Origin of the sequence: Ancylobacter sp. (assembly GCF_965229075.1) — a bacterium.
Lineage (GTDB): Bacteria > Pseudomonadota > Alphaproteobacteria > Rhizobiales > Xanthobacteraceae > Ancylobacter.
In genome coordinates, this window is record NZ_CBDDIO010000002.1 from 761,830 (window position 1) to 782,910 (window position 21,081).

23 protein-coding genes and 1 riboswitch are annotated in these 21,081 nt (G+C 68.5%); of the genes, 14 read left to right on the forward strand and 9 right to left on the reverse strand.

Going from position 1 to position 21,081, the window contains the following annotated elements; translation table 11 throughout:
- Positions 1-7: 7 nt before the first annotated feature.
- Positions 8-1,456 (reverse strand): pyridoxal phosphate-dependent decarboxylase family protein, encoded by a 1,449-nt coding sequence (locus tag ACO07Z_RS09635; protein WP_421698525.1) that lies wholly within the window; start codon positions 1,454-1,456, stop codon positions 8-10.
- Positions 1,457-1,606: 150 nt separating this feature from the next.
- Between ACO07Z_RS09635 and ACO07Z_RS09640 the strand changes: the two genes are divergently transcribed.
- Positions 1,607-2,233: a S24 family peptidase gene (locus ACO07Z_RS09640; protein WP_421698526.1), complete on the forward strand. Its 627-nt coding sequence runs from the start codon at positions 1,607-1,609 to the stop codon at positions 2,231-2,233.
- Positions 2,234-2,296: 63 nt separating this feature from the next.
- Here ACO07Z_RS09640 and ACO07Z_RS09645 read toward each other — a convergent pair whose 3' ends face one another.
- A complete protein-coding gene (locus ACO07Z_RS09645) occupies positions 2,297-2,554 on the reverse strand; it encodes a YMGG-like glycine zipper-containing protein (RefSeq protein WP_244378969.1) in 258 nt (85 codons plus the stop codon).
- A gap of 221 nt (positions 2,555-2,775) precedes the next feature.
- Here ACO07Z_RS09645 and ACO07Z_RS09650 point away from each other — a divergent pair, with 221 nt between their 5' ends.
- Complete coding sequence (locus ACO07Z_RS09650; RefSeq protein ID WP_421698527.1) at positions 2,776-3,411, forward strand: peroxiredoxin; 636 nt, start codon at positions 2,776-2,778, stop codon at positions 3,409-3,411.
- Positions 3,412-3,554: 143 nt separating this feature from the next.
- Here ACO07Z_RS09650 and ACO07Z_RS09655 read toward each other — a convergent pair whose 3' ends face one another.
- The 3 genes from ACO07Z_RS09655 to def are packed head-to-tail and all read right to left on the reverse strand — an operon-like array spanning position 3,555 to position 5,518.
- On the reverse strand, positions 3,555-4,004 hold the full coding sequence (locus tag ACO07Z_RS09655) for a GNAT family N-acetyltransferase (RefSeq protein ID WP_421698528.1): 450 nt from the start codon (positions 4,002-4,004) through the stop codon (positions 3,555-3,557).
- The gene (gene fmt, locus ACO07Z_RS09660) at positions 4,001-4,918 is read right to left on the reverse strand and encodes a methionyl-tRNA formyltransferase (protein ID WP_421698529.1); all 918 of its coding nucleotides are present in this window, start codon (positions 4,916-4,918) and stop codon (positions 4,001-4,003) included. Before fmt ends, ACO07Z_RS09655 begins: the two co-directional genes overlap by 4 nt.
- Positions 4,919-4,966: 48 nt before the next feature.
- On the reverse strand, positions 4,967-5,518 hold the full coding sequence (gene def / locus ACO07Z_RS09665; protein WP_244378977.1) for a peptide deformylase: 552 nt from the start codon (positions 5,516-5,518) through the stop codon (positions 4,967-4,969).
- A 110-nt stretch (positions 5,519-5,628) separates the two neighbouring features.
- On the opposite strand from def, the gene ACO07Z_RS09670 reads away from it, so the two are divergent.
- The 3 genes from ACO07Z_RS09670 (at position 5,629) to ACO07Z_RS09680 (ending at position 8,104) form a co-directional block, all read left to right on the forward strand.
- Positions 5,629-6,837: a DNA recombination protein RmuC gene (locus tag ACO07Z_RS09670; protein WP_421698530.1), complete on the forward strand. Its 1,209-nt coding sequence runs from the start codon at positions 5,629-5,631 to the stop codon at positions 6,835-6,837.
- A 106-nt stretch (positions 6,838-6,943) separates the two neighbouring features.
- On the forward strand, positions 6,944-7,843 hold the full coding sequence (locus tag ACO07Z_RS09675; RefSeq protein ID WP_244378981.1) for a LysR family transcriptional regulator: 900 nt from the start codon (positions 6,944-6,946) through the stop codon (positions 7,841-7,843).
- Between the two features lie 87 nt (positions 7,844-7,930).
- Positions 7,931-8,104, forward strand: a complete 174-nt coding sequence (locus tag ACO07Z_RS09680; protein WP_018389091.1) for a DUF1328 domain-containing protein — start codon at positions 7,931-7,933, stop codon at positions 8,102-8,104.
- A gap of 176 nt (positions 8,105-8,280) precedes the next feature.
- Here ACO07Z_RS09680 and ACO07Z_RS09685 read toward each other — a convergent pair whose 3' ends face one another.
- Together ACO07Z_RS09685 and ACO07Z_RS09690 are read right to left on the reverse strand one after the other, a co-directional pair.
- A complete protein-coding gene (locus ACO07Z_RS09685) occupies positions 8,281-8,832 on the reverse strand; it encodes a sigma-70 family RNA polymerase sigma factor (protein ID WP_421698531.1) in 552 nt (183 codons plus the stop codon).
- On the reverse strand, positions 8,829-9,065 hold the full coding sequence (locus ACO07Z_RS09690; protein WP_421698532.1) for a NepR family anti-sigma factor: 237 nt from the start codon (positions 9,063-9,065) through the stop codon (positions 8,829-8,831). Before ACO07Z_RS09690 ends, ACO07Z_RS09685 begins: the two co-directional genes overlap by 4 nt.
- A gap of 201 nt (positions 9,066-9,266) precedes the next feature.
- Here ACO07Z_RS09690 and ACO07Z_RS09695 point away from each other — a divergent pair, with 201 nt between their 5' ends.
- The 5 genes from ACO07Z_RS09695 to ACO07Z_RS09715 all read left to right on the forward strand — a co-directional run bounded on the left by ACO07Z_RS09695 (position 9,267) and on the right by ACO07Z_RS09715 (position 15,951).
- Positions 9,267-10,070: a response regulator gene (locus tag ACO07Z_RS09695; protein ID WP_244378985.1), complete on the forward strand. Its 804-nt coding sequence runs from the start codon at positions 9,267-9,269 to the stop codon at positions 10,068-10,070.
- Positions 10,071-10,080: 10 nt separating this feature from the next.
- Entirely contained in the window at positions 10,081-11,400 is a 1,320-nt protein-coding gene (locus ACO07Z_RS09700; RefSeq protein WP_421698533.1) for a sensor histidine kinase, read from the forward strand.
- Positions 11,401-11,627: 227 nt separating this feature from the next.
- Complete coding sequence (locus ACO07Z_RS09705; RefSeq protein ID WP_421698534.1) at positions 11,628-12,065, forward strand: hypothetical protein; 438 nt, start codon at positions 11,628-11,630, stop codon at positions 12,063-12,065.
- 129 nt (positions 12,066-12,194) lie between these two features.
- The gene (locus ACO07Z_RS09710) at positions 12,195-12,791 is read left to right on the forward strand and encodes a PRC-barrel domain-containing protein (protein ID WP_421698535.1); all 597 of its coding nucleotides are present in this window, start codon (positions 12,195-12,197) and stop codon (positions 12,789-12,791) included.
- Between the two features lie 367 nt (positions 12,792-13,158).
- Positions 13,159-15,951 carry a [protein-PII] uridylyltransferase gene (locus tag ACO07Z_RS09715; protein WP_421698536.1) on the forward strand — a complete coding sequence of 931 codons (2,793 nt, stop codon included), beginning with the start codon at positions 13,159-13,161 and terminating at the stop codon, positions 15,949-15,951.
- Positions 15,952-15,984: 33 nt separating this feature from the next.
- On the opposite strand, the gene ACO07Z_RS09720 is transcribed toward ACO07Z_RS09715, so the two are convergent.
- Complete coding sequence (locus ACO07Z_RS09720) at positions 15,985-17,187, reverse strand: MFS transporter (protein WP_421698537.1); 1,203 nt, start codon at positions 17,185-17,187, stop codon at positions 15,985-15,987.
- Between the two features lie 196 nt (positions 17,188-17,383).
- Here ACO07Z_RS09720 and ACO07Z_RS09725 point away from each other — a divergent pair, with 196 nt between their 5' ends.
- From ACO07Z_RS09725 to ACO07Z_RS09740, 4 genes are all read left to right on the forward strand, one after another.
- Positions 17,384-17,806, forward strand: a complete 423-nt coding sequence (locus ACO07Z_RS09725) for an HIT domain-containing protein (protein WP_421698538.1) — start codon at positions 17,384-17,386, stop codon at positions 17,804-17,806.
- A gap of 8 nt (positions 17,807-17,814) precedes the next feature.
- Complete coding sequence (nudC, locus tag ACO07Z_RS09730; protein ID WP_421698539.1) at positions 17,815-18,804, forward strand: NAD(+) diphosphatase; 990 nt, start codon at positions 17,815-17,817, stop codon at positions 18,802-18,804.
- A 121-nt stretch (positions 18,805-18,925) separates the two neighbouring features.
- On the forward strand, positions 18,926-19,339 hold the full coding sequence (locus ACO07Z_RS09735; protein ID WP_421698540.1) for a MerR family transcriptional regulator: 414 nt from the start codon (positions 18,926-18,928) through the stop codon (positions 19,337-19,339).
- The gene (locus ACO07Z_RS09740) at positions 19,290-19,721 is read left to right on the forward strand and encodes a carboxymuconolactone decarboxylase family protein (protein WP_421698541.1); all 432 of its coding nucleotides are present in this window, start codon (positions 19,290-19,292) and stop codon (positions 19,719-19,721) included. Before ACO07Z_RS09735 ends, ACO07Z_RS09740 begins: the two co-directional genes overlap by 50 nt.
- Positions 19,722-19,727: 6 nt before the next feature.
- Here ACO07Z_RS09740 and ACO07Z_RS09745 read toward each other — a convergent pair whose 3' ends face one another.
- Complete coding sequence (locus tag ACO07Z_RS09745) at positions 19,728-20,846, reverse strand: 2'-deoxycytidine 5'-triphosphate deaminase (RefSeq protein ID WP_421698542.1); 1,119 nt, start codon at positions 20,844-20,846, stop codon at positions 19,728-19,730.
- Between the two features lie 120 nt (positions 20,847-20,966).
- Positions 20,967-21,047, forward strand: a riboswitch (SAM riboswitch).
- The last annotated feature ends 34 nt before the right edge of the window (positions 21,048-21,081 follow it).

Here is a 21,081-nt window from a genome sequence, read left to right on the forward strand (position 1 = left end):
GCCCGTCCTACAGGGCCCCGGCCGCCGAGGCAACGCGGCGCCAGGCGCGGAGGATGGCGTCGGCGGAGAGATGGATGTCCGCCTCGGTGGTGGAGGCGCCGATCACCGACAGCCGCATGATCCAGCGCCCGCGCCATGCCGCGCCGGCGGCGAAGCAAAGGCCGTCTTCCTGCACCGCCGCGATGGTGGCGCGGGTCAGCGCGTCACCTTGCGCGCCCTCCGCCGCCCCCGCCTCCGCGCCGCCGAAGCGCACGGCGACTTGGTTTAGCACCACCTCGTTCAGCACCGTCACCCCCGGCGCGGCGGCGAGACGTTGCGCAAGAAGCCGCGCCTGCGCGCAATGGCGCTCCACCATCGCGGCGATGCCGGCCCGGCCGAAATGGCGCAGCAGCGCCCAACTGGCAAAGCCCCGGGCGCGGCGCGACAGCTCCGGCACATAGTGCGAGGGGTCGCGCTCATGCTCGCTCACCGGCGGCAGATAGCTCGCCGCGATGGTCATCGCCCGGCGGTGGGCGTCGGCATCCCGCACGATGGCATAGCCGCAGTCGAACGGCGTCTGCAGCCATTTATGCCCGTCCGTCGCCCAAGAATCGGCCGCCTCGACCCCGGTGGCGAGGTGCGCGCGCGTCGGGCAGGCGCGCGCCCACAGGCCGAAGGCGCCGTCCACATGCACCCACCCCGCCCGCGCCCGGGCGAGCGGGACCAGCCGCGCATGGTCGTCGCTGGCGCCGCTATGGATATGCCCGGCCTGCGTCACCACGATCAGCGGCGCGCCCTCGGGAACAGTGCGCGCCAACAGGTCCTCGAAGGCGTCGGGCCGCATCACGCCCTGCGCGTCGGCCGGCACGCGGATCAGGCTCGCCTTGCCGAAGCCGAGATAATGCAGCGCCGAGAACACGCTGGCATGGGCTTCCTCGCCGATCAGCACCCGCACCGGCGGGGCGCCGAACAGGCCCAGCGCCTCCACATCCCATCCCGCCCGGCGCAGCACCTCGCCGCGCGCGGCGGCGAGGGCGACGAAGCTCGCCATGGTGGCGCCGGTGACGAAGCCGACCCCGCTCTCCGCCGGCAGGCGCAGCACCTCCAGCAGCCAGCGCGCGGCCACCGTCTCGGCGGCGGCGGCGGCGGGCGCGGCGAAATGGTTGGCGGTGTTCTGGCCCCAGGCGGCGGTCAGCCAGTCGGCGGCGACGCCGACCGGGTGGGAATTGCCGATCACCCAGCCGAAGAAGCGCGGCCCGACGGAAGCGCGCAGCCCCGGCTCGGCCCGCGCCACCAGCGCGTCGAGCACGTCCGCGCCCGGCACGCCGTCTTCCGGCAGCGGGCCGTCAAAGGCGGCGAGGCAGGCGGCATAATCCGTCGCCGGCGGGTGCACTGTGGGGTCCGCGCGGTAGGCGATGGCCCGGCGCGCCGCCGCCAGCAGCAGGGTCTCGGTCTCGTCCTGTGGCGTCTCGTCCATGCGCATGCCGGCCCCTGCCCGAAAGGGCGGCCATCCTAGGCAGGGCGCGCGCCCTGTCCAGCGCCGCACCGAAGCCGCCGCAACACGGCTGGACAACGGCGAAATTAGGGTATAATTCCTACATATCTGACAAAAATCCGGGCACGAATCATGCTCAGCCATGCCCAGATCTGGCGTGCTTTGGACAGGCTGGCGGAACGGCTGGACCTCAGCCCCTCCGCCCTCGCCCGCCGCGCCGGGCTGGACGCCACCACCTTCAACCGCTCCAAGCGCGAGGCGGCGGACGGGCGGCCGCGCTGGCCGTCCACCGAGAGCATCGCCAAGGTGCTGGCCGCCACCGGCACCAGCCTCGACGATTTCATGGGGCTGGTGAATGGCGGGACGGGCGGGCGCCGCGCCATTCCGCTCATCGGCTTCGCGCAAGCGGGTGAAGGCGGCTATTTCGACGATGCCGGCTTTCCCGTCGGCGGCGCCTGGGACGAGATCGCCTTTCCCAATGTCGGCGACGAGCACGCCTATGCGCTGGAAATCTCCGGCGATTCAATGCTGCCGCTCTACCGCGACGGCGATGTCGTCGTGGTCTCGCCGGCGGCGCCGATCCGGCGCGGCGACCGGGTAGTGGTGAAGACGCGCGAGGGCGAGGTGCTGGCCAAGGAGCTGAAGCGCCAGACCAACCGCACGGTGGAGTTGCGCTCGCTCAACCCCGAGCATCCCGACCGGCTGCTGCAGGAGGCGGACATCGCCTGGATCGCCCGCGTGCTGTGGGCGAGCCAGTAGCCGAACGCGAAAACGGCCCCGCTGGGGGGCCGCTCGTTCTGTCAATTGTGTAAGGCGCTGCGGTCAGCAGCGCACCGCCACGCGGCGGCCATAGCGGTCATAGGCCCAGCAGTCGCCCGGCGAGGTCGCCGCGCCGATCAGCGCGCCGGTGCCCGCGCCCACGCCCGCGCCGATCGCCGCGCCCGTGCCGCCGCCGGCAATGCCGCCAATGACCGCGCCGGTGCCGCCGCCGATGAGCGCGCCGCCCGCGGCGCGGCGTTCCGTGGTGGTGCAGGCGGCGATGCTGAGCGTGGCCAGCGAAAGCACAACGATCTTGAGCATGATCCCTCTCCTTTTGAGCATGCCGGACCTGCCCGGCAGACCGTGACGGCGATTCCTGATCTCGAAGGCGCCCGACCCCCGGCCGGAGGCGGCGCCCGTCCGGTAACGTGCGGTTGGCCTGCAGGTTCCACTGTCACAGGCGCGGAATAGGATGACGGCTTGCACCCGCTGCCGGGCGGAGTATGCTACCAAAACACTAGATTTCTTGACGGGAGTTCGCCATGACCATCCGCCTCGGGGACGTCGTTCCCGATTTCGATGCCGAGACCACCGAAGGCCCGATCCGCTTCCATGAATGGCTGGGCGATTCCTGGGGGGTTTTGTTCTCGCACCCGAAGAACTTCACCCCGGTCTGCACCACCGAGCTCGGCCAGGTGGCGCGGCTGAAGCCGGAATTCGACCGCCGCAACGTCAAGGTGATCGGCCTCTCCGTCGATCCGCTCGACGCGCATGCGAAATGGGCCGAGGACATCGCGGAGACGCAGGGCTACGCCCCGAATTTCCCACTGATCGCCGACCCGGAGCGCACCGTCTCCGGCCTGTACGACATGATCCACCCGAACGCCTCGGACACGCTGACCGTGCGCTCGGTGTTCATCGTCGGGCCGGACAAGAAACTGAAGCTCTCCCTCACCTACCCGGCCAGCGCCGGGCGGAATTTCGACGAGATCCTGCGGGTGATCGACTCGCTGCAGCTGACCGCCCAGCACGCCGTCGCCACCCCGGCCAACTGGAAGGACGGCGAGGATGTCATCATCGTGCCCTCGGTCAGCGACGAGGCGGCGAAGGAGAAGTTTCCCGGCGGCTGGAAGACGCTGAAGCCCTATCTGCGCGTGGTGCCGCAGCCGGGCAAGTGAGGGGGCACGCGTCGCCCGAATACGTCATCCCGGCAGGAGCGGAGCGGAGAGCCGGGATCGCTCGCCACTGTCACGCACCCTTGAGCCACGCGATCCCGGATCGGCCTTGCGACCGTCCGGGATGACGGAATCCGTGGGGCCCGTCAGGGCGCCAGCGGCTTGCGGTACTGGATGAAGCCGGTGCGCTCGGCGAGGCTGTTATACAGCCGCTGTGCCGTGTGGTTGGTCTCGTGCGTCAGCCAATAGACCTTCGGGCTGCCCTTGGCCGTCGCGTCCGCCGCGACATGGTCGATCAGCAGGCGGCCGAGGCCCTGTCCGCGCTGGCTGGCGTCCACATAGAGGTCGTTGAGGTAGCACACATCGCCCACCCACCAGGTGGAGCGGTGGAACAGCCAGTGCACCAGCCCGACCGCCTGCCCGGCGGCATCGAAGGCCAGCGCGCCGTGCACCGGCTCGGCGGGGTCGAGCAGGCGCTGCCAGGTGGTCGCCGTCACCTCGTCCGGCAGCGTCGCCTCGTAAAAGACGAGATAGGCCTGCCAGAGCGGCAGCCAGAGCGCGTGATCCTCGGCCGTGAGAGCGCGTATGTCCGTCATGTCACCACCCTGCCCGCGGCGAGGTCGCTGCCGCGCAAAAACTCGTCCGCCGGCATCGCCCGGCTGCCGGCCTTCTGCACCTCGACGAGCCGCACCGCGCCCTCTCCGCAGGCGATGGTGAGCGCGCCGTCCAGCACCAAACCGGGTGCGCCGGCACCCGCGCCCAGCGTCGAGCGCAGCACCTTCACCCGCGCACCGTCGAGCTCGAACCAGGCGCCGGGAAAGGGCGAGAGGCCGCGAATATGGTCGTGCACCGCCTGCGCCGGCCGGGTCCAGTCGATGCGGGTCTCGTTCTTGTCGATCTTGGCGGCGTAGGTCACACCCTCGCTCGGCTGCGGCGTGAAGCCGAGCGCCCCACGCTCCAGTGCCGCCAGTGCCCGCGCCATCAAATCGCCGCCGACGATCATCAGCCGGTCGTGCAGTTCGCCCGCCGTCATGTCCGGCCCGATGGCGACGCGCTCGACCAGCCCCACCGGTCCGGTGTCCAGCCCCGCCTCCATCTTCATGACGGCGACGCCGGTTTCGCTGTCGCCGGCCATGATGGCGCGCTGGATCGGCGCCGCGCCGCGCCAACGGGGCAGCAGCGAAGCATGCAGGTTGAGGCAGCCGAGCGGGGGAAGATCGAGGATCGCCTGCGGGAGAATACGCCCATAGGCCACCACCACGGCGGCGTCGGCCTCATGCGCGGCGAAGGTCGCGGCCGCGTCCTCGGTGCGCAAGGTGGACGGCGTCAGCACCGGAATGCCGAGCCGTTCCGCCGCGCGGTGCACCGGCGAGGGCACCAGATCGAGCCCGCGCCGCCCGGCCGGCGCCGGGGCGCGCGTGTAGGCCGCCACCACCTCGTGGCCGGCGCCGACAATCTCCACCAGCGTGGAAACCGCGAAATCGGGCGTGCCCATGAAGACGATGCGCATGCGGCTCTCCGCTGGAAGGTGGAAACGACGCGGCGCGTGCGCGCGGGATCAGGCCCGCTCCTTCTTCGCCAGCTTGGTGAACTTGGTGATCACCCGGTCGCGCTTGAGCTTGGAAATGTGGTCGATGAACAGCACGCCGTTGAGATGGTCGATCTCATGCTGCACGCAGGTGGCGAGCAGGCCGTCGGCGTCCATTTCCTGCGTCTCGCCATTCAGGTCCATATAGCGGACCTTCACCCGCGCCGGGCGCTCGACATCGGCGTAATATTCCGGGATCGACAGGCAGCCCTCGGCATAGACCGACATTTCCTCGGACGAGGCGATGATCTCCGGGTTGATGAGCGCCAGCGGGTGCTTCTCGCGCTCCGCCTCCTCGTCCTCCGCGCCGTCCGCCTGCGCCTGGCGCGGGCCGACATCGACGGTGACGATGCGCTCGGGAATGCCGACCTGGATCGCTGCCAGCCCGATGCCGGGGGCGTCATACATGGTCTCGAACATGTCCTCGACGATGGCGCGCACGCGCGCATCCACGCGCAGCACGGGATCGGAGAGCTGGCGCAGGCGGGTATCGGGGAGGATCACGAGCGGACGTATCGACATGCCGTCCAGATAAGCGCCGCGCCGAATTCCGTCAACGCGGGGTTTACCCTGACAGTAACGGATGTTCACTCTCCGTTCGCACCAACGCCCGAATCTGCTAGAAGACGGCGATGGATCAGATCGTGTTCACGCTCGGCACGCAGCCGGTGACGCTGGCGCAGACGCTTGCCGGTGCCGGCGCGCTCGCCTTTCTGCTGCTCGTCGCCGTTCTGCGCGCGGTTTCCCGCAGCGCCCGGCAGAACGCGCTTGAGGCCGACGAACAGGCCCGCCGCGCCGACGAGCTGGAGGAACGCCTCGCCGATCTCGCCCGCACCCAGGCGGAAACCATCGGCCGGGTGCAGTCGATGACGGAGGTGCTGGCCCAGCGCCAGGGCGACCTCGCCCGCGCCGTAGCCGAGCGGCTCGACGCGTCCTCCCACCGCATGGGAGAAAGTCTGGCGCGGGCGAGCGAGGCCACGCATGAAAACCTCGTGCGGCTCAATGAGCGCCTCGCCCTTGTCGATCAGGCGCGGGCGAGCCTGGGCGAACTCTCCGGCCAGGTGATGAGCCTGCGCGAGACGCTGGCCAACAAGCAGGCGCGCGGCGCCTTCGGCGAGGGGCGGCTGCAGGCCATCATCGCCGACGCCCTGCCGCGCGACAGCTTCGCCTTCCAGCACACGCTGAGCAATGGACGGCGCGCCGACTGCGCCATCTTCCTGCCCGGCGACACCCGCCCGCTGCTGGTCGATTCCAAATTTCCGCTGGAATCGATCACCGCCTTTCGCGAGGCGCCGACGCCGGAGGCGCGCAAGCCGGCGGAAGCGCGGCTGAAGGCCGATGTCGGCCGGCATGTGAAGGACATTTCCGAGCGCTACCTCGTCAGCGGCGAGACGCAGGACGTGGCGCTGATGTTCGTGCCTTCCGAATCCGTCTATGGCGAGTTGCACGAGCATTTCGATGACCTCATCCAGCAGGCCTTCCGCGCCCGCGTCATTCTCGTCTCGCCTTCGTTGCTGATGCTCGCCGTGCAGGTGGTGCAGGCCATCTGCAAGGATGCGCGCATGCGCGAGCAGGCCGACCTGATCCGCACGGAATGCGGCAAGCTGGTCGCCGATGTGATCCGCCTGCGCGAACGCGTCGGCCATCTGCAAAAGCACTTCGGCCAGATGACCGACGACGTGGCGCAGGCGCTGACCTCCGCCGACAAGATCGCCAAGCGCGGCGCGCGCATCGAGCAGCTGGAGTTCGAAGCCGACGGCCCAGCGGGCGCGCCCTTGCCGCCTGATCTCTTTGCGGCTAATCCGCTGCCGACCCCGGCGCTGCGCGGGGCGGCGGAGTGAGGGCTCGCGGTGGGGCGGCGGTCTTTAATCCGTCCAATTCGCAGGATGAAGCTTTTCTGATAGTTTGATAGAATGTTTCTATCGTCTGTGTCAGGAAACGCCCCGCGTGATCGACCGTTTTGAACTCCTGCTCGCCCTCGCCAAGGAGCGCCATTTCGGCCGTGCCGCCGAATCCTGCGGGGTGACCCAGCCCACGCTCTCGGCCGGCCTCAAGCAGCTGGAAGAACAGCTCGGCGTCCGGCTGGTGGAGCGCGGCTCGCGCTTCATCGGATTCACCCCGGAAGGGGAGCGCGCGCTGCAATGGGCGCGGCGGGTCATCGGTGATGTACGCGCCATGCGCCAGGAAATCGCCGGCATGCGCAAGGGGCTTTCCGGCCATCTGCGCATCGCCGCCATCCCCACCGCCATGCCGATGCTCTCCGAGCTCACCACGCCGTTCCACGCCAAGCATGCCGATGTGCGCTTCACGCTGATTTCCGCCTCCTCCAACGAGGTGCTGCGGCTGATCGAGAATCTGGAAGCCGATGCCGGCATCACCTATCTTGACAACGACCCGCTCGGGCGGGTGCAGACGGTGCCGCTCTACAAGGAAGGCTACCGCTTCCTCACCTCCGCCGACTCGCCGCTCGGCGACAAGGCCAAGGTGACCTGGGAGGAAATCGGCCGGGTGCCGCTGTGCCTGCTCACACCGGACATGCAGAACCGCCGCATCGTCGACAAGCAGCTCGCCGAGGCCGGCCATGCGGTGGTGCCGATGCTGGAGGCCAATTCGACGCTTGCCCTGCTTTCGCATGTGCGCACCGGCAAATGGGCCAGCGTGGTGGCCAACACGCTGGCGGATGTGTTCGCCTTTCCCGCCAGCATCCGCTCCATCCCCATCGAGGGGCCGGAAGTTCTGCACCAGATGGGGCTCGTCGTGCTCGACCGCGAGCCGATGACGCCGATCGTCACCGCCCTGCTGGCGGAAGCCCGCGCCGTCGCCCCCTCGCTGGCGAAACGCATCTAAGGCCCAAGCGGTAACCGCGGAACCCTGAGCCGCCTCGTTTGTTGTTCCGCCACACGGCCACGGCCGTCTCGCGAAGTGGAGGCTTACATGCTGGGTTGGGCGCTGACCTTTCTCGTGGTGGCTCTGATCGCCGCCGTTCTCGGTTTCGGCGGCATTGCCGGAACCGCGATCGAAATCGCCAAGATCATCTTCTTCGTCGCCATCATCCTGTTCCTGGTGTCGGCGGTGTTCGGCTTCATGCGGCGCGGCCGCGCGCCTTGAAGTCTCGGCTTCCGGGCCTCCGGCCCGGAAGCCGAACGGCTTTGCCGCAGCCATGCAAACGCCCCCGACGCAAGCCGGGGGCGTTCTCGCGTTGAACGCGCGAGTGGAACAGGGACGCTCTTTGTTGAAGCTGTCTTATGGAAGGAGGCGGGATCGTCCGGCGGCGGCAATGCCGCTCAGGTGCGTTCGGCAGCGAGCACCGCGCGCGTGGTCTTGTCGGGGCCGAAATCGCTGACATCGTCCAGCGCCAGCATCTCGCCGAGCCGCTTGCGCGCCCGGTTCACCCGGCTCTTGATGGTGCCGACGGCGCATTGGCAGATATCGGCGGCTTCCTCATAGGAAAAGCCGGAGGCGCCGACGAGCACCAGCGCCTCGCGCTGGTCGGGCGGCAGCTGTTCGAGCGCGGCGCGGAAATCCTCGAAATCCAGATGGGTGTTCTGGTCGGGATTGCTGGTCAGCGTCGCGGCAAAGGCCCCGTCCGAATCCGGCACCTCCCGGCGCCGCTTGCGGTATTCGGAGCGGAACAGGTTGCGCAGAATGGTAAACAGCCAGGCCGGCAGATTGGTGCCGGGCCGGAAGCTCGAAATATTGGCGAAGGCACGCAGCAGCGTTTCCTGCACCAGATCGTCGGCGCGGTCGACGCTACCCGACAGCGAGATGGCGAAGGCCCGCAGATTGGGGATGGCGGCGATAATCTCGTCGCGCAAAGTCGGGTCGAACCGGCTCACTTGCGCCCTCCGCCCTCGCCGGACGTGTTGTCCGCCTTATCGAGTTTGGACAGCAGGTCCATGAAACGGTCGGGCACGCCCTGGCGCACCACGTCGTCATACATGGCGCGCAGGTGCTGGCCGATCTTGGCCTGTATCTCGCTCCCGAGAGCGGTTTGGTTACCGCCGCCCAAAGGCGAGGAGGACATGCCATCCGCCGCGGCGGCCGCACCCTCCGAATGATCGTCACTCATCATTTTCTTTCCCGACATTGAGCCCCCGAAAGGTCGAGAGGGAAGACGGCTCCGTCGCTGCATACGAGGTCACAACGAGCCAAAGGCGAAACGGTTCCGGGAATTCTAGTGCATCGCGAAAATTTTTGACCTACTCCGGAACCACGCGGTCCATCGTGCGTTAACAGCCGCTTCACAATTTGCAGCTTCGGGGAGACGCGAGTGAGCACTTCTCAACTTGTCGCGCAGCACCTGCCCTTTCTGCGCCGCTATGCGCGCGCGCTCAGTGGCAGCCAGTCGGCCGGCGACGCCTATGTTACGGCCATGCTGGAGACGCTCATCGCCGATCCCTCGACGCTCGACCGTTCGATCGATCCCCGCGTGGCGCTCTACACCCTGCTCACGCGACTGTGGGATTCCGTCACGCTGAACGCCCAGCTCGACGCCCCGCCCGCCCCGCTGCAGGGCGAGCGGCGGCTCGGCCACATCACCCCGGTGGTGCGCCAGGCGTTCCTTCTGGTGTCGCTGGAAGGCTTCACCGAAGAGGAGGCCGCGAGCATCCTCTCCATCGACGTGCCGACCCTGCGCAATCTGGTCGCCGATGCCGGGCGCGAACTGGCGGCGGAAATCGCCACCGACGTGCTGATCATCGAGGACGAGCCGTTCATCGCGCTCGATCTTGAAGGGCTGGTGGAAGGCCTCGGCCATCGCGTCACCGGCATCGCCCGCACCCATACGGAAGCGGTGGACCTCGCCCGCCGCAAGGCGCCGGGCCTCATCCTCGCCGACATCCAGCTGGCGGATGGCTCGTCCGGCCTCGATGCGGTGAATGAGCTGATCGAGAACACCGAAGTGCCGGTGATCTTCATCACCGCCTATCCCGAGCGCTTCCTCACCGGCGTGCGCCCGGAGCCGGCCTTCCTGATCGCCAAGCCGTTCCAGCCCTCGACCGTCGCCGCCGTCATCAGCCAGGCGCTGTTCTTCGAGCGACGCGCCCGTCCGCGGGAGCAGCGTGCCAGCGCCTGAGCACCCCTAAATGCCCGACATAGCCCTTGTCGACAACGCGGCGCGCTGGATCACGGTCCTGTCGTCGCTGGCCATTTTCATAGCCTTGGTGCGGCTTCTGTTCCTGCGCCGCAACCTGTCGATCCGCACACGGCTTCTGGGTTTGCTGCTGGCGACGCTCGTATTGTCGTTCGGCGTGCTCTCGCTGCTGGTGATCTTCGATTTCGGCAGCACCTATCCGTTGCTGCCGATGGCCGTGCGTATCGGCATCGCTTTGCTCAATCTCATCGGCGCCGTCGCCCTGTGGTCGAACTTCGCCGCGCTGATCGACATGCCGACACCGCGCCACGCGGTGAGCGAGCAGCGGCGGCTGACGCTGGAACTGGCCACCGCCCTGCAGCGCTACGAGATGGCGCTGCGCGGCTCCAATGTCGCGATCTTCACCCAGGATCGCGACCTGCGCTACACCTCGGTCAGCAAGCCGCTGTTTGGTTTCCCCGTGGAGCAGGTGCTGGGTTCCAGCGATGCCGATCTGCTCGGCGAGGGGCAGGCCCAGGCGCTGACCCTGCTCAAGCGCGACGCCCTCGCCTCCTCCACCTCGCGCAAGGGGGAGATCGAGATCGAGGAAGGCGGGCGCAAATGCTGGTACGACATCCATATCGACCCGCTGCGCGATCTCGCCGGCACCACGGTAGGCCTCACCGGCGCGGCGGTGGATGTCACCGAGCGCAAGGAAAATGAGCAGCATCTGCGCCTGTTGATGCGCGAACTCACCCACCGCTCGAAGAACCTGCTGGCGGTGATCCAGGCCATGGCGCGGCAGACCGCCCGCCATGCCGGCTCGATCGACAATTTCGTCGAGATCTTCAGCGCCCGTCTCCAGGCTCTGTCCAAGTCGCACGACCTGCTGGTGCAGGAGAGCTGGTACGGCGCCTCGCTGAACGACATGGTGCGTTCGCAGCTCGGCCACCATCTCGACCGCGAGAACAGCCAGTTCACCATCGAGGGGCCGAGCCTGTTCCTGAAGCCGGAAGCGGCGCAGAATATCGGCCTCGCCATTCACGAACTGTCGACCAACGCCGCCAAATATGGCGCGCTCTCCGTGCCGACCGGCCATGTCGACATCATCTGGGCCCGGCGCACGCCGGAAGCCGGTGGCGGCTTCGAGCTTTCCTGGCGGGAGCGCGGCGGCCCGGCGGTTTCGAAGCCGGAAGGGCGCGGCTTCGGCTCGCTGGTGATCGAGCGCAATCTCGCCCGCGCGCTCGACGGCAAGGTGGAGCTCGACTTCGCCCCCTCCGGCCTCGTCTGCACCGTGAGCGTGCCCGAGAGCCATTTGACGCCCGAGCGCTGACCGCGCCGGGCGTTTCGTCCTTCCAACGCATAGGCAACGCGCGAAAACGTGATCCTGAACGGGAACGCGTTACGGTTTACGCGCGTTAACCCTGCGATCACGGCGACCGCCTTCGCCGGACCAATTCATCGAAACCATCGTCTGCGGAAAAGCTCCGGCGGCGACGTGCTCCACGTCGCGCGACCGCGCATGGCTGCCCGCAGGTCCGGACGAAAGGGGAAGCAGTGATGAAGGGCATCGACAGCGTCTTCAAGGGGTCCGCCTACCTTCTCGGCGCCGTCACCGGCGTCGTCTTCATGGTGCCGCTCACCGCCGGCGCCCTTGCCACCGGTTCAATCACCCGCGCCGCGCCGCAGGCGATCGCCATCGATGCCTTCGGGCCGGACATGGCCGCGCGGCAGGCACATCTCGTCAATCGTGCCGGCAAGGGTTCGCGCCTCGACGCGATGCCGCAGCCGACCCCCGCGGCGACGGCACCGGTTCCCGCCACGACCCCCGCGCCCGTCATCGTCAACAGCCAGCCGGAGCCCGCCCCGCTGGCCCCGAGCCGCGCCACCCGCACCCCCAAGGGCTGCCTTTCCGCGCTGGGCGTGACGAAGTCAAGTCTATCGACCGAAGAGTTGACGGTTTGCGTCGCCGATGCCTCGCTCATCGGTCGCGGCTGAGATCTTCGTAAATAAATACCGCATTCGAAAAGTCTCTACGTTGGGGAACCCATTCGGTTCTATTTCGTTTCTACCACAGAGGATCGAACGATCGGTCCGATTTCGAAATTACCGAACACGGAGAAGACGATGACCAGCAAGCTTGCGACACTCACCGCCGCCGCTGCCCTGGCGCTCGCCCCCGCGGTCGCCTTCGCCCAGAGCCCGGCGCCTCAGACCACGACGCCGCCGGCCGCCAGCCCGGTTCAGCCGGATGCCGGCAACCCGCAGGCCCCGGCCTCCGAAATGCCCGCCACCACCCCGACCCCCGGTACGGCCGGTTCCACCGACAGCGCCGCTCCGGCCGCTTCGGCGACCGCAACCCCGGCGACGCCGAAATTCATCAGCGCCCAGAGCGCCGGCCAGTGGCTCGGTTCCGACCTGATGGGCACCGAGGTGGTGACCGCCAATGACGAGAAGCTCGGCTCGATCAGCGACGTGATCGTCGAGCGCGAAGGCGAGATCATCGCCGTGGTGATCGATGTCGGCGGCTTCCTAGGCATCGGCGCCAAGCCGGTCGCGGTGTCCTTCGACTCGCTGACCGCCACCCCCACGGACAATGGCGAGAAGGTCGTGGTCTCCATGACCAAGGAAGAGCTGAATTCGGCTCCCGAGTTCAAGAGCCTGGAGAAGGCCCGCTCGGAGACCCCGAGCACCGGCGCCACGCCGACCACGACCACCAACTGATCCACGCCTTACGGTTCGGCCGCCGCGCGGCCCTCTCCTAGCGACCGCCGGCATCCGCCGTGCCGTCAGGATGGACATGCCCGCCCTCGTGGCGGGCATGTCTCGTTTCAGGACCTTGCCCGCCCTCGTGGCGGGCATGTCTCGTTTCAGGACCTTGCCCGCCCTCGTGGCGGGCATGTCTCGTTTCAGGACCTTGCCCGCCCTCGTGGCGGGCATGGCTCGTTCTGAGAACCTTGCCCGCCCTCGTGGCACAGGTCTCGTTCAAGGAGACGTTTGGCGGGTCGCAGTCGCCTTCCCGCGCGGCAGCGCACGATGACGGCGGCCGGCGGATCGGCTAAAGCGGATATCCGACCAGCCGGACCCCGCCATGACCGAACCCCGCCGCCGCCCTGACCATCCCTTCAAGGAACTGTTCGACATCGACGCCATGCGCGTCGAACTCGCCGCGTTGGCGCGCGAGGTGCTCGGCACCAGCACGTCCGGCCGCGAGATCGAACTGCGCACGCAGATGGCGCGCCGCCTCAAGGCCGCCTATCAGCACGGCCACAAGGTCGCCGAGCGCTGGCTGATGGTGGAAGGCTCTGGCCGGCGCTGCGCCGAGCGGCTCTCGCGCCTGCAGGACGAGATCATCGCGCTGGTCCATGAGGTGGCGGTGAAGACGCTCTACCCCTCGGACAACCCCTCCACCTCCGAGCGCATGGCGATTGTCGCCGTCGGCGGCTATGGCCGCGGCCTGATGGCGCCGGGCTCGGACACCGACATTCTGTTCCTGCTGCCCTACAAGCAGACCGCCTGGGGCGAGAGCGTCGCCGAGGCCATTCTCTACGTGCTGTGGGACATGGGGCTGAAGGTCGGCCATTCCACCCGCTCGGTCGATGAGTGCATCCGCCAGGCGCGCGGCGACATGACGATCCGCACCGCGCTGCTGGAAGCCCGGCTGCTAATCGGCGAAAAGACGCTGTTCGAGGAACTGACCGCCCGCTTCGACAAGGAGGTGGTGCAGGGCACGGCGGCGGAATTCGTCGCCGCCAAGCTCGGCGAACGCGAAGAGAGGCTGAAGCGCGCCGGCCAGTCGCGCTATGTCGTCGAGCCGAATGTGAAGGACGGCAAGGGCGGCCTGCGCGACCTGCACACGCTGTTCTGGATCGCGAAATACGTCTACCGCGTGCATGAGACGCGCGAACTCGTGGCCAAGGGCGTGTTCACGGCGGAGGAAGCCAAGATCTTCCGCCGCTGCGAGAATTTCCTCTGGTCGGTGCGCTGTCACCTGCATTTCCTCGCCGGCAAGCCGGAGGAACGCCTCTCCTTCGACCTGCAGCGCGAAATGGCCGAGCGGCTCGGCTATGTCTCCCATCCCGGGCTGAAGGATGTGGAGCGCTTCATGAAGCACTATTTCCTCGTGGCCAAGGACGTCGGCGATCTCACCGCCATCGTCTCCGCCGCGCTGGAAGAGCGGCACGACAAGCCGGTGCCGCGGCTCGACCGCATGATCGCGCGGCTGCGCCGCTCCGGCCGGCGCACGCTGAAGGAAAGCGCGGATTTCATCGTCGACAATGACCGCATCAATGTCGCCGATTCCAGCGCCTTCGGCCGCGACCCGCTCAACCTCATCCGCATCTTCCATCTCGCCGGCAAGCACGGGCTGAACTTCCACCCCGACGCGATGCGCCTCGCCACGCGCTCGCTCAAGCTCATCGACCACAATCTGCGCGAGAACCCGGAAGCCAACCGGCTGTTCGTCGAGATCCTCACCTCGAAGGAAAGCCCGGAAATCGTCTTGCGGCGGATGAACGAGACTGGCGTGCTCGGCCGCTTCATCCCGGAATTCGGCCGCATCGTCGCGATGATGCAGTTCAACATGTATCATTCCTACACGGTGGACGAGCACCTCATCCGCTCCATCGGCGCGCTCTCGCGCATCGAGCGCGGCGACCGGCCCGATTACGGCCTCGCCAATGAGCTGATGCCGACGATCAAGAACCGGCAACTGCTCTATATCGCGGTGCTGCTGCACGACATCGCCAAGGGCCGGCCGGAGGACCATTCCATCGCCGGCGCCCGCGTCGCCCGCCGCCTGTGCCCGCGCTTCGGCCTCAGCCCGGTGGACACGGACACGGTGGCCTGGCTGATCGAGCAGCACCTCACCATGTCCACCATCGCCCAGTCGCGCGACCTCTCCGACCGCAAGACGATCGAGAATTTCGCCGCGGTGGTGCAGAATCTGGAGCGGATGAAGCTGCTGCTCATCCTCACCACCGCCGACATCCGCGCCGTGGGGCCGGGCGTGTGGAACAACTGGAAATCGCAGCTTCTGCGCACGCTCTATCACGAGACCGAGCCGGTCATCACCGGCGGCTTCTCCGAGAGCAATCGCAACCAGCGCGTCGCCCGCGCCCAGGCGGAACTGCGCGGCGCCCTCGCCGAGTGGGACGCGGCGGACCTCGACGCCTATATGGGACGCCACTACCCCACCTACTGGCTGCAGACCGACCGCCAGCACCAGATGGAGCATGCCCGCTTCATCCGCGAGACCGAGGCACAGGGCAAGGCGCTCGCCACCCGCGCCATCACCGATCCCAAGCGCGGCATCACCGAGCTCACCGTCTTCGCGCCCGACCACCCGAAGCTGCTGGCGGTGATCGCCGGCGCCTGCGCCAGCGCCGGGGCGCACATCGTCGACGCGCAGATCAGCACCACCACGGACGGGCGGGCGCTCGACACCATCTCGCTCACCCGCGCCTTCGAGCAGGATGAGGACGAGATGCGTCGCGCCGATCGCATTGCCTCCGCCATCGAGAAGTCGCTGGCCGGCGAGATCCGGCTGCCGGAAGTGGTCGCCCGCCGCATCCCGCGGCGGCCGCGCGCCTTCACCGTGGAGCCGGAGGTCACGCTCAACAATTCCTGGTCGAACCGACACACCGTGATCGAAGTGTCCGGGCTCGACCGGCCGGGCCTGCTCTACGGCCTCACCCAGACGCTGTCGCGGCTCAATCTCAACATCGCCTCCGCGCACATCGCCACCTTTGGCGAGCGGGCGGTGGACGTGTTCTACGTCACCGACCTGATGGGGGCGAAGATCATGGGCGCGGCGCGCCACTCCGCCATCCGCCGCGCGCTGTTGCAGGTGCTCGACGCCGATGACGAGGCCAACGCCGCCTGAGGCGGCGTTCCGGTATTTGCCGGGCGCGCGGGGTCAGGACACCCGCGCGCCGCGCAGGCTCGGCAGCAGGAAGGCCAGCAGGCCGAAGGCGGGCAGGAAGGCGCAGGCCTGATACACCGCGTCAATGCCGTAGCGGTCGGCGAACACGCCCAGCGCCGCCGCCGCCAGACCGCCAAGTCCGAACACCAGCCCGTAGAAGAACCCGCCCACCAGCCCGATGCGGTGCGGCATCAGGTCGATGGCGTAGACGAGGATGGCGGCGAAGGCGCTCGACATGATGAGGTTGATGACGATGGTCAGCACCGCCGTGCCGGCGAGCCCCGCATAGGGCAGCGCCAGCGTGAAGGGCAGCGCGCCGAGGATCGAGAACCAGATGATCTTGTTGCGCCCGATCCGGTCGCCCAGCATGCCGCCGAACAGAACTCCCGCCGCCGAGGAGACGAGGAACAGGAACAGCATCAGCTGCGAGGCCTGCACCGACACGCCGAAACGTTCGATCAGGTAGAAGGTGTAGAAGGAAGTGAAGCTCGCGGTGTAGGCGGTCTTCGAGCACAGCAGCACGATCAGCACCGCCAGCGGAAACGCCACCTCGCGGAACGGGCGGTGCGCCACGTCAGGCTCGCCCCGGTGCCCGGCCGGCCGCACCGGCACGGCAAGCGCGCTGTGGCGCGCCGTCCAGGTGAGCAGCGGCATGGCGAGGAGCGCGGCGGCGCAGAACCAGGCAAGACTCGACTGGCCGTTCGGCACGATGATGAACGCAGCCAACAGCGGCCCGATCGCGCCACCGGTTTGCCCGCCGACCTGGAACAGCCCCTGCGCGAAGCCGTGCCGCCCGCCGGAGGCCTTGCGCGCCATGCGCGTCGCCTCCGGGTGGAAGATCGACGAGCCGATGCCGACGAACGCCGCCGACACCAGCAGCAGCGGGTAGGTGCCGGCATGGGCGAGGCCGATGAGGCCGAGAAGCGTGAACCCCATCCCCGCCACGGTGGAATAGGGCAGCGGGTGCCGGTCGGTATAGAGCCCGATCACCGGCTGCAGCAGCGAGGCGGAAATCTGGAAGGTCAGGGTGATGATGCCGATCTGGCCGAAATCCAGCGCATAAGCGCTCTTGATCAGCGGGTAGATCGCCGGGATCAGCGACTGGATCATGTCGTTGAGGAAATGGGCGGCGCTGAGCGCCACCAGCACCGGCATGGCGGTGCGGCGCAGGGAATCGGCCGGCACGGAGAGGGTCATGGCACGCTGCTTCGGCACGCTGCTTCGGCGGGGGATCGCGACCTTCTCTCTAGGACAAAGTGACGCGCACGACAAATGCTGTTGGCGCGGGGCAGGCCGCCATCGCTGTGCGCGCGCGGCGATGGAAAGGCGGGCCGGTGACGGCTATAGCTTTTCCGCGCCCGCAGCCGGCGGGCATGGGGAGCTTAGCGCCCGCATGAGCGACGCCTCGACCTTCGTTCTCGACCCGCGCCTTGAGGGCGACAGCTTCCCCGTGCTCGACCTCGCCCTCGCCAGCGTGCGGCTGATGGACGATGCGCGGTTTCCATGGGTCATCCTGGTGCCCCGCCGCCCCGGCCTTGCCGAACTGATCGACCTCGACGACGTGGCCCGCGCCACGCTGTGGGGCGAGATCGACGCGGTGAGCCTGGCGCTGAAGGCGCTCACGGCCTGCGACAAGCTTAATGTCGCCGCGCTCGGCAATATGGTGCGCCAGCTGCACATTCATGTCATTGCCCGCTTCGAAACCGACGCGGCCTGGCCCGGCGCGGTGTGGGGCGCGGGCGGCGAGCGCCAGACCTATGCGGCACCGCAGGCCTTGCTGCTGGCGGCGCGGCTGCGCGAGGCGCTGGCGGCATGAGCAGCCCCATGCCCGCCGATCACGCGCTCGGCCTGTGGCCGCATCTCGGCTATACCGGCTCCCGGCTCGACCGGGCCGGGCTGCGGCGGGGCGAGATGGAGCGCTTCCGCGCCGATCCCCGCGCCCACGCCTGCCTGATTTCCGGCGAGAGCGTCGTGCTGCGCCGCCTGCCCGGCTTCATCGCCGGCATGGAAGAGGGGCCGGGCTCCTGCACCGCGCTGTTTCCGCTCGCCGAGGCGGTGGCGCTGGGCGGGCGGCTGGATGAGGCCTGCCTGCTCGGCTTGGAGGGCGAGGTGCCGCATCTCGCCTTGCCGCTTCCCGCCCCCGCGCTCGGCGCCCTCACCGAGCGGCCGGAAGCGCGCCCGGACCTCTTCGTCATCGATCTGCGCGCCATCGCGGTGCGCGAACTCACCAGCGTCGAGGAGACCGGCCAGCTCGCCACCGCCAAGGCGATGCTCGCCTGGCATGCACGGCGCAGCTTCTGCTCCAATTGCGGCGGGCGGCTCGCCATGGCCGAGGCCGGCTGGCGGCGCGACTGCCCGAGTTGCGGCGCCCAGCATTTTCCCCGCACCGATCCCGTCGTCATCATGCTCACCGTCGATGGCGATGAGTGTTTGCTCGGCCGCTCCGCCCGCTTCGCGCCCGGCATGTGGTCCTGCCTCGCCGGCTTCGTCGAGCCGGGCGAGACCTTCGAGGACGCGGTGCGGCGAGAGACGCTGGAAGAGGCCGGCATCGCCACCGGCGCGGTGCGCTATCTCTGCGCCCAGCCCTGGCCGTTCCCGATGTCGATCATGACCGGCTTCCACGCGCAGGCGGCGTCGCGGGAGATCGCGATCGACCCGAACGAGCTGGAAGCCGCGCGCTGGTTCTCGCGCGAGGAGGCGCGGCTGCTGCTCACCCGCACTCATCCGGATGGGCTGATCGCCCCCCCGCGCATGGCCATCGCGCATCACCTGCTGCGGGCTTTCGTGGAAGGGCGCGACCCGCCGGCGGGATGAACCGGCCGCGCCGCCGCGCGTCGGCACGGGGCGGTCGTGAATGGGCGCGGGCGAGAAAGCGCTTGACCTGGAGTGCGCTCCAGCACCTAGACCCATGCACGTCGTAACGTTCAGGACAAAGATGAAGATCGGCGAACTGGCCCGGCGCACGGGATTGAGCCTCGACACGATCCGCTACTATGAGCGTATCGGCCTGCTCCCGCCTGCCCACCGGAACGCGGCGCGCCAGCGCGACTATGACCCGTCCATCCTCACCTGGATCGCTTTTCTCCGGCGGCTGAAAACCACGGGAATGCCGATCCGCGACATGGTTCGCTATGCCGTGCTGCGGGCGCAGGGGGAGGAAACGGCCGCCGAGCGCGGCGCCCTGCTCCGGCAGCACCGCGATGCGGTGCAGGCGCATGTCGACGAACTTCACGCCTGCCTGGCTGTCCTCGACACCAAGATCGCCGGCTATGCCGGCACCAATCATGAGGACGTGAACCATGACCCCGACACTCAACGCCCCGGCCCCGTGCCCGACGCCGAACGCTGAAAGCGACACCAATGCCCGCTACGCCGCCGGATGGGCGGCGCTGGCGCGGATCGACGGCGAGGCCGGCACCCGTGTGGTCGACCAGCTCAGCGACATCGCCCCGGATTTCGGCCGGCTGCTGATCGAGTTCCCTTTCGGCGACATCTACACCCGCCCGGGGCTGGATCTGCGCCTGCGCGAGGTGGCGACCATTGCCGCGCTCGCCGCGCTGGGCAATGCCACGCCGCAGCTGAAGGTGCATATCGAGGCCGGGCTGAATGTCGGCCTCAGCCGCGAGGAGATCATCGAGATCCTCATGCAGATGGCCGTCTATGCCGGCTTCCCCGCCGCGCTCAACGGGCTGTTCGCCGCCCGCGATGTGTTTGCCGCGCGCCCAGCCTGACGACGCTCACTCCCGCGTCCAGGCCTTGAAATGCTTGGAGAGCTTCAGCCCCTGCGCCTGATAATTGGAGCCGAGGCCCTCGCCATAGAGGGTGCGGGGGCGCTCCAGCATGGTCTCATAGACCAGCCGGCCGACGATCTGCCCGTCTTCGAGAATGAACGGCACCTCGCGCGAGCGCACTTCCAGCACCGCGCGGGCGCCTCGGCCACCGGCGGCGTCATGGCCGAAGCCGGGGTCGAAGAAGCCGGCGTAGTGCACGCGGAACTCGCCCACCAGCGGGTCGAACGGCACCATCTCCGCCGCATGGCCGGGCGGCACATGCACCGCCTCCTTGGAGGCGAGGATGTAGAAGGCGTCGGGGTCCAGCACCAGTTCGCGCCGGCCGCGCGTCACCAGCGGTTCCCAAAAATCCTCGACTTCGCAGGCGGCGCGGCGGTCGACATCGATCACCCCGGTATGGCGCTTGGCGCGGAAGCCGAGCAGACCGCCAAAGCCCTCGCCGGAGAGATCGACGCTCACCGCGATGCCGCCGCCGGCGACATCCGGCTCCGGGCTGTCGACCAGCCGCTCGGCGGCGTTGAGGGCGGCGATGCCCGCCTCATCGAGCCGCGCGTCGCCGCGCCGGAAGCGGATCTGCGACAGGCGCGAGCCCTGCCGCACCAGAATGGGGAAGGTGCGCGGGCTGATTTCCAGATAGAGCTTGCCGGCATAGCCGGCGGGCACGATGTCGAAGGCGCGCGAACGGTCGGCGATGACGCGGGTGAACACGTCGAGCCGGCCGGTGGAGCTTTTCGGGTTGGCCGAAGCGGCGATGTCGGCGGGCAGCGCCAGCGCCTCCTCCAGCTCGACGAGATAGACGCAGCCGGTCTCCAGCACCTCGCCGCCGGTGAGGTCGAGCTGGTGCAGGCCGAGCCGGGTCAGGCGGTCCGCCACCGTCTCGCCGGGGCCGGGCAGGAAGCTGGCGCGGATGCGCCAGGCCACCGGGCCGAGCCGCAGGTCGAGGCTGGCCGGCTGCACCTGGTCGGCATCGAACGGGCGGGTGCTGCGAATGGCGCCGCCCGCGGCCAGCGCCTCGATGGCGTGGCCGGGCAGAATGCCCTCGCCGCTCAGACCTGACTCCGCCACTCTGCCGCTCCGTCGCTGCGCGCCAACCGTGCCATGGCTTTAGCGGAGGCATCCGACCACGCCAAGTGCTGCTTGTCGTGAAGTCCGCTTGACGCCCCGCCCGGCACGGGAGTAAGCGGAAGAGATCGACGTGGTCATTTGAGCCGGCCGGCTTGCCGCCACGCTAAACAAGGTTGCTAAACAGGCCGGGGCCGCGCGACAGCGCGAGCGACCCCGGTTCAATGCGAGAGACCGG

Excerpts from the sequence above, each read along its gene's own strand:
- ACO07Z_RS09635 (WP_421698525.1), bottom strand. The coding sequence starts at position 1,456 with ATGGACGAGACGCCACAGGACGAGACCGAGACCCTGCTGCTGGCGGCG.
- ACO07Z_RS09640 (WP_421698526.1), top strand. The coding sequence starts at position 1,607 with ATGCTCAGCCATGCCCAGATCTGGCGTGCTTTGGACAGGCTGGCGGAA.
- ACO07Z_RS09645 (WP_244378969.1), bottom strand. The coding sequence starts at position 2,554 with ATGCTCAAGATCGTTGTGCTTTCGCTGGCCACGCTCAGCATCGCCGCC.
- ACO07Z_RS09650 (WP_421698527.1), top strand. The coding sequence starts at position 2,776 with ATGACCATCCGCCTCGGGGACGTCGTTCCCGATTTCGATGCCGAGACC.
- ACO07Z_RS09655 (WP_421698528.1), bottom strand. The coding sequence starts at position 4,004 with ATGACGGACATACGCGCTCTCACGGCCGAGGATCACGCGCTCTGGCTG.
- fmt (WP_421698529.1), bottom strand. The coding sequence starts at position 4,918 with ATGCGCATCGTCTTCATGGGCACGCCCGATTTCGCGGTTTCCACGCTG.
- def (WP_244378977.1), bottom strand. The coding sequence starts at position 5,518 with ATGTCGATACGTCCGCTCGTGATCCTCCCCGATACCCGCCTGCGCCAG.
- ACO07Z_RS09670 (WP_421698530.1), top strand. The coding sequence starts at position 5,629 with ATGGATCAGATCGTGTTCACGCTCGGCACGCAGCCGGTGACGCTGGCG.
- ACO07Z_RS09680 (WP_018389091.1), top strand. The coding sequence starts at position 7,931 with ATGCTGGGTTGGGCGCTGACCTTTCTCGTGGTGGCTCTGATCGCCGCC.
- ACO07Z_RS09690 (WP_421698532.1), bottom strand. The coding sequence starts at position 9,065 with ATGAGTGACGATCATTCGGAGGGTGCGGCCGCCGCGGCGGATGGCATG.
- ACO07Z_RS09700 (WP_421698533.1), top strand. The coding sequence starts at position 10,081 with ATGCCCGACATAGCCCTTGTCGACAACGCGGCGCGCTGGATCACGGTC.
- ACO07Z_RS09705 (WP_421698534.1), top strand. The coding sequence starts at position 11,628 with ATGAAGGGCATCGACAGCGTCTTCAAGGGGTCCGCCTACCTTCTCGGC.
- ACO07Z_RS09710 (WP_421698535.1), top strand. The coding sequence starts at position 12,195 with ATGACCAGCAAGCTTGCGACACTCACCGCCGCCGCTGCCCTGGCGCTC.
- ACO07Z_RS09715 (WP_421698536.1), top strand. The coding sequence starts at position 13,159 with ATGACCGAACCCCGCCGCCGCCCTGACCATCCCTTCAAGGAACTGTTC.
- ACO07Z_RS09720 (WP_421698537.1), bottom strand. The coding sequence starts at position 17,187 with ATGACCCTCTCCGTGCCGGCCGATTCCCTGCGCCGCACCGCCATGCCG.
- ACO07Z_RS09725 (WP_421698538.1), top strand. The coding sequence starts at position 17,384 with ATGAGCGACGCCTCGACCTTCGTTCTCGACCCGCGCCTTGAGGGCGAC.
- nudC (WP_421698539.1), top strand. The coding sequence starts at position 17,815 with ATGCCCGCCGATCACGCGCTCGGCCTGTGGCCGCATCTCGGCTATACC.
- ACO07Z_RS09735 (WP_421698540.1), top strand. The coding sequence starts at position 18,926 with ATGAAGATCGGCGAACTGGCCCGGCGCACGGGATTGAGCCTCGACACG.
- ACO07Z_RS09740 (WP_421698541.1), top strand. The coding sequence starts at position 19,290 with ATGACCCCGACACTCAACGCCCCGGCCCCGTGCCCGACGCCGAACGCT.